Source organism: Flavobacteriaceae bacterium HL-DH10, assembly GCA_031826515.1.
In the GTDB taxonomy this organism is placed as follows: Bacteria; Bacteroidota; Bacteroidia; order Flavobacteriales; family Flavobacteriaceae; genus Thalassobellus; species Thalassobellus suaedae.
In genome coordinates, this window is the sequence record CP134536.1 from 2,050,959 (window position 1) to 2,063,615 (window position 12,657).

Below are 12,657 nucleotides of genomic sequence, written 5' to 3' on the forward strand. Positions count from 1 at the left end.
TTAAAAGGAAACTTATGTGGTAAATATATGATTCCTTTTTTCAAAGGAATTTAATATGCCAGTAATAAAATCAGTAAAAGGAAAATTACCTCAAATACCAAATGATTGTTTCATAGCCGAAAATGCGACTATAGTAGGCGATGTTGTTATGGGAAATGAATGTAGTGTTTGGTTTAGCGCCGTAATACGAGGCGATGTAAATTTTATAAAAATGGGTAATAAAGTCAATGTGCAAGATGGTGCCGTTATACATGCTACATACAAAACAGCTCCAACAACCATTGGTAATAATGTATCTATAGGGCATAATGCTTTAGTACACGGTTGTACCATTCATGATAATGTTTTAGTAGGTATGGGAAGTATTATTATGGACGATTGCATTATAGAAAGCAATAGTATTATTGCTGCAGGAGCCGTATTAACTCAAAATACACATGTAGAGTCAGGAAGCATTTATGCAGGTGTTCCAGCAAAAAAAATAAAAGATATTAGTCAAGAATTAATTTCAGGGCAAATAGATAGAATTGCTAATAATTATATAAAATATTCTAGCTGGTTTAAGGAAGAGTAGGGCGTTACCCTTTGGGTCGCGCTTTAAGCAGTCGCTCTTTTCAAGGAGCTCCAACAAATGCTTCAATCGCTAACGCAGTTTATAACTTCAATTAAAAATTTAGATATTGTACTGCAAATTTAGAATTTAATAGTGATGCCAAAACATCAGGATTTGAATTTGTGTAAAATTTATTTTTAGTTTTTAAAAATTCGGTATTTAGAAGATTGTGTTTTTCTAATACAGCTTTTGTTTGTCGTGCTACGGCTTCACCAGAATCTATAATTTTAACATGATTAGGAAGTATATCTATAAGTAATGGCATTAAGTAAGGGTAATGAGTACAGCCTAAAACCAAATAATCAATATTGGCATCTATCATTGGTTTTAAATAGATATCTAAAAGTGTTTGCATCTCTTCAGAAAATAATTTACCATTTTCAATAAGCTCAACAATACCTACGCCTTGTTGCTCTATAACGTTAACATTACTAGCAAATAGTCCAGAAGTTTTAGAAAATAGCGCACTACTTAATGTTCCTTTAGTTGCTAAAATACCAATAGCGTTTGTTTTTGTGTTAAGTGCAGCGGGTTTTATGGCAGGTTCAATACCTATAAACGGTACGTGGTATGTTTTTCTAAGAAAGTCAATAGCATTTGTAGTTGCCGTGTTACAAGCCACAACAATTAGTTTGCAACCTTTATTAATTAAGTATTCTGTGTTTTTGATGCTTAAGTTAATAATAGCATCTTTCCCTTTTAAGCCATAAGGTGCATTGGCACTATCGGCTAAATATATGGTATGCTCGTTTGGTAAAAGATTATGAATTTCTTTCCAAATTGAGGTGCCACCAACACCCGAATCAAAAATACCAATAGGGTTTGTATCCATATATTACAAAAATAAAAAAGCTGCCTTGTAAAAAGCAGCTTTTAATATATTTATTTTAGGTTCTCCGATTTTATATATTGGAGTATTCTTTAATCAATTAGATACCTAATTCTTTTTTAACGTCGTCAAGTAAGTTTTTACCATCAGCTAAAATAGTAACACCTTGTGAAGAATCTAAAACATAGTCATATCCTTGAGCTCTAGATACTTTTAAAATAGCAGCTTTTGCTTTTTCTGAAACAGGTTGCATTAAATCAATTTCTTTCTTCTGTAAATCTTTTTGAGCATCTGCTTGAAATTGTTGAATACGTTGTTGTTTCTCTTGAAGTTCTTGACCTCTTATTGCGTTTTCTTCTTGAGTTTTTGTTGCAGCTTCAGCTTCAAATTGTTTTACCGTATTTTGATATTCTGTAGCCATAGCTTGAAAATCTGTTTGGTACGTTTTGCCTAATGCTTCTAATTCTGTTTGAGCTGCTTTAAACCCTGGCATCGCAGCAATTAATTCTTGTGTGTTTATATGGGCAACTTTAGTTTGAGCTTGTGTGAAACTGATAGTTCCAATACATAATGCAGTTGCTAATAATAGAGTTTTTAATTGTTTCATTTTAAATAGTATTAATGTGTTATAAATTATTAATTGTTTTTAGTTTATACTGTCTTTTGCCTTTTGGCGATCTTCTAAAATTTTTCTTTTTCTTTCTTCCAATTCTTTTTTACGAGCTTCTCTTTCAGCTAATTTTTTTTGTCTGTTTTCTTCAATGAGTTGTGCTCTTGTTTTGGTTTCAACTTCGCCTTCTTCTTCACCTTTTTTTGTTGTTTCAGATTTTGCGGCTTCTTCTTCTCCTTTAGCTGTTTCTGTTATTGTGTTTCTTTCAGCTAATTTTTCTTGCTTTACTTTTTCTCTGTCGTCTAATATTTTTTGGCGTCTAGCTTCAGCTTCTTTTACCTTTGCTTCTCTAGCGGCTAATTTTTCTTGTCTAGCTTTTTCAATAGCACTTTCACGTGTTTGTTTTCTTTCTTCTAATGCTTTTTCACGTGCTTCTTGCTCATAATTAATTTCTGGAACTAATTCTTCTTCTTTAGCTGCTTTTCTTTCAGCTTTTGAGGCTGCCTGTGTTCGTTTTGCAGACCTTGTAATACTTCTTATTATCTGATCGCTTAAATCATATTGCCTTGCCGAATATAACATAACAGCGTCAGATGATTTATCAAAAATAAAATCATATTTTCTGCTTGCTGCTAAATCTTGTACCGCTGCAAAAATTTGATCTTGTATGGGCTGCATTAATTGCTTTTTCTGAATAAACAAATCACCATTAGGACCAAAACGCTTTTGTTGATAATCTAAAATTTCTTTTTCTTCAAAAGAGATATCTTCTTCACGTTCGTTTATAAGTTCATTTGTTAAAAGTGCTTTTTCATTGCTTAAATCTTTTCGTCTTTGCTCGATAGTACTTAGTTTAGCTTGAACTTCATTTTTCCATTTATCAGCTTTAGCATTTAATTGTGTTGTTGCTTCTTGATATTCTGGAACATTCTCTAAGATATATTCTGTATCTATATAAGCTATTCTTACCCCACGTTGTGCATGTGTTGAAAGGCATAACATAAAAACTATTGTTAGTAAAAAAAGAACGTAATTTCGCATCTGTTTAATATTTTTATAATTTATCAACTCATAAATTCTAAAAAAAAGACAGATGATTTTTTTAAGTCTGTCACTTTTTTGAATTGTGTTTTCAAAATTAACGAATTTTAATCTTAAAAATTTCAATTCTCATTTAAATCATCATAGTGTTATTAGAAAATATCGTGCCAAAATTAAAATTGTTGTCCAATAATGAAATGAGTTTCCCAACCATGCATACCTGTTTCTCCTGGTAATGAATCGAATCCATGACCAAAATCGATACCTAATAATCCGAAAGCAGGCATGAAAATACGAATACCTAATCCAGCAGATCTCTTAATATCGAAAGGGTTATAATCTCTAAAATTATTAAATGAAGCACCGCCTTCTAAAAACCCTAAGGCGTAAATTTTTGCAGATGCAGCTAAAGTTATTGGATAACGAAGCTCTAATGAGAATTTATTATAAATAGTTCCTCCATCTTGGTTAGATAAAGATTGATTAGGGTAGCCTCTTAATGCAATGGCTTCTCTACCATCTAAACTGTAACTACCTAAACCATCACCACCAACAAAGAAACGTTCAAAAGGAATAACACCTCTATCATTATTATAAGCGCCTAAGAATCCAAACTCTACACTTGGTCTCAACACTAAATTTTTTGCTAATTGTGTATACCATTCGCCTTTAAATTTAACTTTATAAAATTCTAACCATTTATAACGTTCTTGGTCTATCTCGGCTATTTTAGTAGATGCATTAGTTTTTTGTACATCAGTTGTTGTTGCATCATTAATAATAGATTGTTGAGCCTCACGGTCTTCAGCAATTGCTTTGTAATCAATTCCATTTATTAAAGAATAAGGAGCTGAAAATTTTGCTGTTGCAGAAAAACTAGATCCACCAGTTGGGAAAATAGGATCTACACTGGTGTTGTTTCTGCTTAACCCTACTGTGTATGATAAATTATTAGAATATCCATTTCCGAACGTAAATAATCCAGTATTGTAATTTTTTAAATCGTAACGTTGAAAACTTACGGCTTGAGATAATGTAAAGAAATCATCTGGAACCGATAAACGTTTTGCTAAACCAAAAGTAATTCCGGTAATATTAAAGCTTTTGCTTTTATCTGCATTACCAGTTCTATAATCATATAAAAACTGTTTGGTATGAGATAAAGATGTTGAAAATTGTACAGGGCGTTTTCCTCCTAGCCAAGGTTCTGAAAAAGAAAAACTATAAGTTTGATAAAAACGACTGGCTTGTAAACGCAACGCTAGTTTTTGTCCGTCACCCATTGGTATTGGCTTGTAGGCGTCTTTTTTAAAGATATCTTTTATAGAAAAGTTATTAAATGATAAACCAAGTGTACCTATAAAGCCACCACCACCATAGCCACCTTGTAATTCGATTTGGCTAGATCCTGTTTCTTTTACAGAATACTCCATATCAATAGTTCCTTCGTTAGGGTTTGGGTTGTTAAAGTTTGGCGATATTTCTTGAGCATCAAAAAATCCTAATTGCCCTAATTCTCTAACGGTACGTACTACATTGGCTTTACTGTATAATTGTCCTGGTCTAGTGCGTATTTCTCTGTAAATAACGTGATCATTCGTTTTATCGTTACCTACAATAGATACGTTATTAAAATAAGCAGGTTTTCCTTCAGAAATTCTTATTTCTAAATCTATTACATTATCATCTGCACTAACTTCAACAGCATTAATGCTAGAAAATAAGTAACCATGATTTTGATATTCATTTGTTATATCAAAAGCATCTGGTTTACTACCGTCTGCAATTCGTTTTTGTAATAAAACACCATTATAAGTATCGCCTTTATTTATTCTTAAAAGTCTACTTAAATATTCGTTACTATAGACTGTGTTGCCAATAAATGTAATATTACCAAATTTATATAGGTTTCCTTCAATTACATTAATGTTAAGCGAAATGGTTTTATCATCATTTATAATAATACTATCTGATAAAATACGAGCATCTCTATAGCCATTTTCTTTATAGGTATCTATTATGTGACCTAAATCTGCTTGATAAGCCGAATCAATAAACTTAGAGCGTTTTAATAATCGTAAACGATTAATTTTTTTTGTGGTCTTCATGCTTTTTCTAAGCTTTTTAGCACTTAAAACATCATTTCCACTAAATACGATATCTTTTATTTTAACTTTTTCGCCTTTATCAATATTAAGAACCATGTTAACTCTAGCCGTTGGTATAGAGTCTTTTACGTCTATGGTGTTAATATGTACTTTAGAATTTAAAAACCCTTCTTTTTTGTATTTTTTCTCAAGAAAATTTTTGGTAGTTGTAATCAGGTTTTCGGTAACTTTAGTTCCCTTTTTTAATTTATTGTCACTAATAATACCTTCTTTTTTACTTTTTTTACACCATTAATTTTTAATTCATTTAGTTGAGGTAAATCTGAAAGGCGTATTTCTAAATAGGCAACATTACCTTCAATTTTAGTAATGTAAAGCTCAATGTCGCTAAATAGTTTTGAATTCCAAAGTTTTTTTATGGCTGTACTTATTTCTTCTCCTGGAATGGTTATTTCTTTTCCTTTTGTTAATCCTGAATAGGTAACTATAGTTTGTTCGTTAAAGCTAGTATTGCCTAATACAGATATGCCTCCAAGGGTATATTTTTTACCATTACTATAAGGTAATTCTTGTGAATGAATATTAACACTACAAGCAAAAAAGAGTGCTATTAAAAAATACTTTAAATATGTTAAAGGTAAAATGCTAGTTAAGTTGTTCACTTGTTTTCCCAAATCGTCGTTCTCTTTTTTGATATTCAATAATAGCTTCATACAAATGCTGCTTTGTAAAATCTGGCCACAATACACTTGTAAAATACAATTCAGCATAGGCAATTTGCCAAAGCAAAAAATTACTTATACGTTGTTCGCCACTTGTTCTTATGAGTAAATCTACATCTGGTAAATTTTGCGTGTAAAGATGCTCATTTATAATTGATTCATCAATTTTATCGGGCGAAATTATATTATTTTTAACTTTAATACTAATCTCTTTAACAGTATTTATGATTTCCTCACGCGAACCGTAGCTTAACGCTAGTGTTAGAGTCATTTTGTTATTGTCTTTTGTGTGCTTAATAACTTCATGTAGCTCTTTAAAAACCTTTTTCGGTAATGTGTTTAAATTACCAATGGCCTCTAGTTTTATGTTATTGTCTTGTAGTGTTTTAATCTCTTTTTTTAACGAAGTCACTAACAGTTTCATAAGTGTTTGTACTTCTAGTTTGGGCCTGTTCCAGTTTTCTGTAGAAAACGCATAAAGCGTTAAGTTTTTAACACCAAGTTCGGCACAAGCTTCAACGGTTTGTCTGACCGATTTTGTGCCATTTTCATGACCAAAAGCCCGTAACATACCTTTTTGTTTAGCCCAACGTCCATTACCATCCATGATAATAGCGATGTGTTCTGGTAATTTTGTGCTTATTATGTTCTCTTTTAAATCCATTTTAGTTTATGCAATAACATGGGTTTTCTCCAAAGGTATAGGTTAATGTAATACCAGAAAAAACATACCAGTCGTTATTGTTTATATTTCCAAATCTATATGGTAGATGCGATTGGGTGTCTGGAAGACTACCGTCTAATTCATCAGTAAATGTATAGCGGGCTCCTACTTCAATTCCTAAAATAAGATTACCCATGAAGTTCGTTTTAAATCCTAATGCCATGGGGATACCAAAAGCCCAACTTGTATTGTTTTCTGAAGTTTGTAAACCATTTAAAAAATAGTAGTTATCATGGTGTGCAACACTTATACCTGAATATAGATAAGGTGTTGCTATTTTTTTTCCGGAATGCAAATTAAAATCAATAAAAGTAAATTCCATTCCTGCTGAGCCTTCAATTATTTTACTTGAAAACTCATAGCCTCTTTGAATACGTCTTGGGTCATCTGAATTGACATCAACACCTTCTAAATCAGTGAAAATTAGGGAAACTCGATAGGAATGTCTTCGGCTTCTATTCCATTTATAAAGGCCTCCAACCGCCAATTGGTTTGGTGAAATATAATCGGTTGCTCCAACATCACCAATAAAATTACTTCCACCAACAAATATTCCTATTTCATTAATTTGAGAATGGCTTAATTGGATGCTTAAAATACTTAAAATCAATACGGTTAAATGCCTCATAAATATTCAAAAGTTTGCAAATATAATAAATAAGATTAGCCTATTATAATTTGAGCTAATTTGTATGAGTTTAAAACAGTATTTCTGTTAAATTATTGTTTAACCTAAATTATGTGTAAAAAAATCTATTATGTCTTATAACTATTGCAAAATATAATGTTTCACTACTTTTTTAAGTTTAGCCGTAGCGATGCTTTGCTAATATTTATAAAAAGTCATATTTAATTATAGATTTAATCTTCATGACGATTTTTTATGCTTAATTAGGGTTTAATTACGGTTGTCTTCGCCCCAAAGTAGTTTTTTACGGAGTGTTACTAAAAAGCTTTCATCTAAAAGGTCAATCATTTTAATTTTAAAATCAGCTTTTTTAATTTTGATAATGGTGCCATTATCTAAAGTTGCAATTCTAGAGTCTAATGAAACTAAATGCTGTTCTTCGCGACCATCAACTTTTAATTGGATCTCTGTAGAATCGGGTAAAATTAATGGACGTGCACTTAAATTATGAGGAGCAATAGGAGTTAAAGCAAAACTATTAGTGCTAGGTGTAATTACGGGTCCGCCACAACTTAAAGAGTAACCTGTAGACCCTGTTGGAGTTGAAACAATTAAACCATCACTCCAATATGATGTTAGATATTCGCCGTCTAAATAGGTTTCAACAGTAATCATTGATGTGGTGTTTTTTCTACTAACAGCTATTTCGTTTAAAGCAAAATTTAAAGATTTGATATCTTCATTTTCTGGAGATGTTTCAATAGAAAGTAAACTACGCTCTGAAATTTTGTAGTTACCATCAATAATATCTTGAATGGCTTTTTCAATTTGATTGACTTGTATAGTGGCTAAAAAACCTAATCGTCCAGTATTAATACCTATAATAGGAATGCCTAAATCTTTAACAAAAGTAATGGCTCTTAAAATGGTGCCATCGCCACCAACACTCACTAGTAAATCAAAAGTCTGGTCTAAAGTATCAAAAGTTTTAAATGATGAATAGTCTTTTTTGTTTTTTGATTCACATTTAATAAGGTTAGAAAATTCGGTTTCTATGTAAGCATCAAAATCTTTCTTTAAAAGATAATTAAAAAGTGTTTCTACCGAAGTTGTGGTAGTTTTATTGTAAAATCGTCCAAAAACAGCAACCTTCATTATTTACATGTTTAAATATTTGTTTAAATAATCCGATCGTTCTTTCAAGCTTTCAATATACCCATCTTCTTCGTGTCCAGATACAATGTTATAACTATATCTTCTAAATGTTTGAATAATATCATTAAGACCTGTGTTGCCAATTTTTAAAGTGATTTGAACTAAATCACTAGTCATTTTAGAGATAAAAGCACCAAGAATTTTTCCGTCATTAGACTCTATAATTTGGCTAACTTCACTAAACGAATAGTCATTAATGCCTTTTTCAACAACTAAAATACCTCCAGCTTCAGAGAAGAAAGGCGATTCGCTAAACAAACTAATAACATCATTAAGTTCGTAATATCCTAAATATTCATTATTGATATTTAAGACAGGCATAATGTTAGTCGAATTTACAGCAAAAGCTTCTAAAACATCTAGCCATAAAGTGTTGTCGCGAACAAAAAAGTCTTCAAGAGAATAAATGTATTCACTCAAAGGTTTTTCACTGTCAAAACAATGCGCGTCTGTTTCAAAAAAAGAACCTAAAAACACCCCTTCATCATTTTGAACTGGGATATGAGAATAAGTTAACTGATTAAATAATAATTGCAAATCTTTAATTTTGCTATTACTATTTAAAGGTTTTATATCGTTAATAATGTATTCTGAAAGTTTCATCGTTTCGCTTTAATACCTATGCAAATTAATCAAAAAAAAAGTACATAAGGCTGTTCTACTTTGTATTTTTGTCATTTAAAACAGTGATACATGACAAAATTAAGCGTAAATATTAACAAGATAGCTACTTTAAGGAATTCAAGAGGAGGCGATTTACCTAATGTGGTTCAGTTTGCAAAAGATGTTCAACGTTTTGGTGCTGAGGGAGTAACGATTCACCCTAGACCAGATGAGCGCCATATTCGTTATCAAGATGCGCGCGATTTAAAACCAGAGGTTTATACTGAATATAATATTGAAGGTAACCCCGTAGAATCCTTTTTAAATTTAGTACTTGAGGTGAAACCAACTCAGGTTACTTTAGTGCCAGATGCCGTTAATGCTATTACAAGTAATGCGGGATGGGATACCATTAAGCATAAAGATTTTTTAATAGATGTTATTAAAGAATTTCAGCAAAACGGTATTAGAACGTCTATTTTTGTTGACCCCGTTTTAGAACAAATAGAAGGCGCAAAAGCAACAGGAACCGATCGTATTGAATTATATACAGAATCCTTTGCTCATCAATATAGTTTAGGAAATAAAGACGCTATAAAACCATATACTGAAAGTGCCGTTTTAGCAGAAGAATTAGGGTTAGGAGTTAATGCAGGACACGATTTATCGCTTGATAATATTAAGTTTTTTAAAGAACATATTCCAAATTTATTAGAGGTTTCCATTGGACATGCACTTATTTCAGAAAGTCTGTATTTAGGTGTTGAGAATGTTATTCAAATGTATTTACGTAAATTAAAATAGAAACTTCAAAAACTGTTATTCGTTAATCAAAAATCATTATGCTATTACATTCAAATATTTTAGGAGAAGGAAAACCATTTGTTATACTTCATGGTTTTTTAGGAATGAGTGATAACTGGAAAACACTAGGCACACAGTTTAGTGAGCAGGGTTTTCAGGTGCATTTAGTCGATCAACGAAATCATGGACATAGTTTTCATGACGATGAGTTTAATTATGAAGTTTTAGTAGAAGATTTAAAAAACTATTGCGATGCGCATAAACTAAATAACATAGTGCTTTTAGGACACTCTATGGGAGGAAAAACAGCCATGTTATTCGCTACCCAATATCCAGAACTCGTTTCAAAATTAATAGTAGCCGATATTTCACCACGATTTTACCCTGTACATCACGATGCCATACTAGAAGGTTTAAGTGCTTTAGATTTTAATGATATTAAAAGTAGAGGACAAGCAGATAAACAGTTAAGTAATTATGTTCATGATTTAGGAACGCGGCAATTTTTACTTAAAAATCTATATTGGGTAGAAAAAGGTAAACTTGCATTGCGTATCAATATTGATGTGTTAAAAAATGATGTTGCAGAAGTTGGCGAACCCTTACCAAGTTATGCAACTTTTAATAAGGATACGTTGTTTTTAAGAGGCGATAGATCGGAATATATTGGTGTAGGAGACGAAGCTATTATTGCTAATCACTTTCCAAAAGCAAAAATAAAAACAATTTCAAATGCAGGACATTGGTTGCATGCTGAAAACCCTAAGGAGTTTTTTGAGGCTGTGGAGCAGTTTGTTTAGTGATATTTTTTTGTACATTTAATAAAAATATTCAATCATGAAACTAATAATTAAACTTTTATTAAACGCTATAGCCGTATTTGTAATTGCTCATTTTTTAAATGGTGTTAATGTAGATACTTATACAACTGCTATTATTGTAGCAATTGTTTTATCTGTTTTAAATCTATTGGTAAAACCAATATTAGTAATCTTAACATTACCAATAACCATACTAACTTTAGGTTTGTTTTTACTAATAATTAACGCATTAATTATCTTATTAGCCGATAATTTAATTGATGGATTTTCAGTTAGTAGTATTTGGATTGCTGTGTTATTTAGTATATTACTTTCTATTCTGCAATCTATCCTACATTCACTTTTAAAAGAAGGTAAAAAATAGCTTATAATCAAGCGATTAAAAACTTTGTTGGGATGTAAAAATATATTATTTTTGCATCCCAATTTTGGTAATAAAAAATTCTACGAGTATTTATCTCGGAATTTCCATTAAAATTGTCATTCTCGCAAAAACGAGAATCTATAAATTTAGACCAAAACCATTTGTTAAATAGCCTGTAAAGGTTTTATATCATTAAAATGAATATTACAAGAGAAAACGTAGATGCATTAAATGCTGTAGTAAAAGTAGATATCGCTAAAGAAGATTATAGCGATAAAGTAGAAAAGATCTTAACAGATTACCGTAAAACAGCAAATATTCCTGGGTTTAGAAAAGGACACGTACCAATGGGAATGGTGAAAAAACAATATGGAAAAGCTGTTTTAGTTGATGAGGTGAATAAGTTATTACAAGATGCTTTAAATAAATACCTTACTGAAGAAAAATTAGATGTATTAGGACAGCCTTTACCAAAAACACAAGATGAAATTGATTGGGATGCCGATAAATTTTCATTTGAATTTGAATTAGGATTAGCTCCAGAATTTGAAGTGGAGTTAAAAAGCAAAAAAGCAATCACACAATATCATATTATTGCTGATGATAAAATGATTGATGAGCAAATAGAACGTATTCAAAAACAATACGGAAAATTAGTTTCTCAAGACACTGTTGAAGTTGACAGTGAAATAACAGGAACTTATACAAATGAAGAAAAAGAAATAGATAATACAGTTACAATTACTTTAGATAAATTTAAAGGAAAAGCAACAGCTAAGCAATTTATTGGAGCTAAAGCTGGTGATGTTATTGTATTAAAAACAAAAGGTCTTTTTGAAGATGATCATGATTTAATGCATGCTTTAAAATTAGGTCATGATGAGGTTCATGGTTTAGATATTGAAGTGTCATTTACAATTTCAGAAATCAATAAAAGAGAGTTAGCAGATTTAGATCAAGATTTATTTGATAAACTTTTTGGTAAAGATGGTGTTACAACGGTTACCGAATTAAGAGATAAAATAAAAGAAGATGCTGAAAAACAATTTGTACAACAAGCCGATCAAAAATTATTAAATGATGTTACCGAGCATTTAGTTGATAATACTAAATTTGATCTTCCAGCAGAATTTTTAACAAAATGGATGCAAACAGCAGGCGAGAAACAAATTGATGCTGATCAAGCTAGAGAAGAATATGAGAAATCTGAAAAAAGCTTGCGTTACCAATTAATTGAAGGTAAATTAATTGAAGGTAATAACATTCAAGTTACTATGGATGATATTAAAAATCATGCAAGAGAAATGATTAAAGGTCAAATGGCTCAGTTTGGTCAATTAAACCCTTCAGATAAAGAATTAGATGATATCGCAGCTCGTGTATTATCAAACCAAGATGAAGCGCGTCGTATATCAGAACAATTAGTCAGTCAAAAGTTAATTACGCTATACAAAGAGAAAGCAAATATAAAGGTAAAAGAATTGAGCTATGAAAACTTTGTAAAAGAAGTTTATGGCGATAAATAAACCACCTTTTAAAGAATAATTCCTTATATTTAGGCGCTTCAATTTATAA

12 protein-coding genes and 1 pseudogene are annotated in these 12,657 nt (G+C 31.0%); 5 read left to right on the top strand and 8 right to left on the bottom strand.

Annotated features, from left to right (window positions below):
* Positions 1-55 precede the first annotated feature (55 nt).
* Entirely contained in the window at positions 56-574 is a 519-nt protein-coding gene (locus RHP49_08920; GenBank protein ID WNH14356.1) for a gamma carbonic anhydrase family protein, read from the top strand.
* A gap of 91 nt (positions 575-665) precedes the next feature.
* Here the strand turns inward: RHP49_08920 and murI are convergent, their stop codons facing one another.
* The 8 genes and pseudogenes from murI to RHP49_08960 form a co-directional block, all read right to left on the bottom strand.
* The gene (murI, locus tag RHP49_08925) at positions 666-1,445 is read right to left on the bottom strand and encodes a glutamate racemase (protein ID WNH14357.1); all 780 of its coding nucleotides are present in this window, start codon (positions 1,443-1,445) and stop codon (positions 666-668) included.
* 97 nt (positions 1,446-1,542) lie between these two features.
* The gene (locus tag RHP49_08930; GenBank protein WNH14358.1) at positions 1,543-2,049 is read right to left on the bottom strand and encodes an OmpH family outer membrane protein; all 507 of its coding nucleotides are present in this window, start codon (positions 2,047-2,049) and stop codon (positions 1,543-1,545) included.
* A gap of 39 nt (positions 2,050-2,088) precedes the next feature.
* Positions 2,089-3,054: an OmpH family outer membrane protein gene (locus RHP49_08935; GenBank protein ID WNH14359.1), complete on the bottom strand. Its 966-nt coding sequence runs from the start codon at positions 3,052-3,054 to the stop codon at positions 2,089-2,091.
* A 212-nt stretch (positions 3,055-3,266) separates the two neighbouring features.
* Positions 3,267-5,914, bottom strand: a pseudogene (gene bamA / locus RHP49_08940) (outer membrane protein assembly factor BamA).
* Entirely contained in the window at positions 5,847-6,587 is a 741-nt protein-coding gene (locus tag RHP49_08945) for an isoprenyl transferase (protein WNH11053.1), read from the bottom strand. Before RHP49_08945 ends, bamA begins: the two are co-directional and overlap by 68 nt.
* A gap of 1 nt (position 6,588) precedes the next feature.
* Entirely contained in the window at positions 6,589-7,275 is a 687-nt protein-coding gene (locus RHP49_08950; GenBank protein WNH11054.1) for a DUF6089 family protein, read from the bottom strand.
* A gap of 270 nt (positions 7,276-7,545) precedes the next feature.
* Positions 7,546-8,430 carry an NAD kinase gene (locus RHP49_08955; protein WNH11055.1) on the bottom strand — a complete coding sequence of 295 codons (885 nt, stop codon included), beginning with the start codon at positions 8,428-8,430 and terminating at the stop codon, positions 7,546-7,548.
* 3 nt (positions 8,431-8,433) lie between these two features.
* On the bottom strand, positions 8,434-9,093 hold the full coding sequence (locus tag RHP49_08960; protein ID WNH11056.1) for an acetoin utilization protein acuB: 660 nt from the start codon (positions 9,091-9,093) through the stop codon (positions 8,434-8,436).
* A gap of 90 nt (positions 9,094-9,183) precedes the next feature.
* Here RHP49_08960 and RHP49_08965 point away from each other — a divergent pair, with 90 nt between their 5' ends.
* From RHP49_08965 to tig, 4 genes are all read left to right on the top strand, one after another.
* A complete protein-coding gene (locus tag RHP49_08965; GenBank protein ID WNH11057.1) occupies positions 9,184-9,897 on the top strand; it encodes a pyridoxine 5'-phosphate synthase in 714 nt (237 codons plus the stop codon).
* Between the two features lie 38 nt (positions 9,898-9,935).
* Positions 9,936-10,697, top strand: a complete 762-nt coding sequence (locus RHP49_08970; GenBank protein WNH11058.1) for an alpha/beta fold hydrolase — start codon at positions 9,936-9,938, stop codon at positions 10,695-10,697.
* Between the two features lie 37 nt (positions 10,698-10,734).
* Positions 10,735-11,082 carry a phage holin family protein gene (locus RHP49_08975; protein WNH11059.1) on the top strand — a complete coding sequence of 116 codons (348 nt, stop codon included), beginning with the start codon at positions 10,735-10,737 and terminating at the stop codon, positions 11,080-11,082.
* A gap of 197 nt (positions 11,083-11,279) precedes the next feature.
* Positions 11,280-12,608 carry a trigger factor gene (gene tig / locus RHP49_08980; GenBank protein WNH11060.1) on the top strand — a complete coding sequence of 443 codons (1,329 nt, stop codon included), beginning with the start codon at positions 11,280-11,282 and terminating at the stop codon, positions 12,606-12,608.
* Positions 12,609-12,657 lie beyond the last annotated feature (49 nt).

Bases quoted from the DNA above. Each gene is read 5' to 3' on its own strand.
- murI (WNH14357.1), bottom strand. From the start codon at position 1,445: ATGGATACAAACCCTATTGGTATTTTTGATTCGGGTGTTGGTGGCACC.
- RHP49_08945 (WNH11053.1), bottom strand. From the start codon at position 6,587: ATGGATTTAAAAGAGAACATAATAAGCACAAAATTACCAGAACACATC.
- RHP49_08920 (WNH14356.1), top strand. From the start codon at position 56: ATGCCAGTAATAAAATCAGTAAAAGGAAAATTACCTCAAATACCAAAT.
- RHP49_08955 (WNH11055.1), bottom strand. From the start codon at position 8,430: ATGAAGGTTGCTGTTTTTGGACGATTTTACAATAAAACTACCACAACT.
- RHP49_08950 (WNH11054.1), bottom strand. From the start codon at position 7,275: ATGAGGCATTTAACCGTATTGATTTTAAGTATTTTAAGCATCCAATTA.
- RHP49_08970 (WNH11058.1), top strand. From the start codon at position 9,936: ATGCTATTACATTCAAATATTTTAGGAGAAGGAAAACCATTTGTTATA.
- RHP49_08930 (WNH14358.1), bottom strand. From the start codon at position 2,049: ATGAAACAATTAAAAACTCTATTATTAGCAACTGCATTATGTATTGGA.
- tig (WNH11060.1), top strand. From the start codon at position 11,280: ATGAATATTACAAGAGAAAACGTAGATGCATTAAATGCTGTAGTAAAA.
- RHP49_08960 (WNH11056.1), bottom strand. From the start codon at position 9,093: ATGAAACTTTCAGAATACATTATTAACGATATAAAACCTTTAAATAGT.
- RHP49_08965 (WNH11057.1), top strand. From the start codon at position 9,184: ATGACAAAATTAAGCGTAAATATTAACAAGATAGCTACTTTAAGGAAT.
- RHP49_08975 (WNH11059.1), top strand. From the start codon at position 10,735: ATGAAACTAATAATTAAACTTTTATTAAACGCTATAGCCGTATTTGTA.
- RHP49_08935 (WNH14359.1), bottom strand. From the start codon at position 3,054: ATGTTATGCCTTTCAACACATGCACAACGTGGGGTAAGAATAGCTTAT.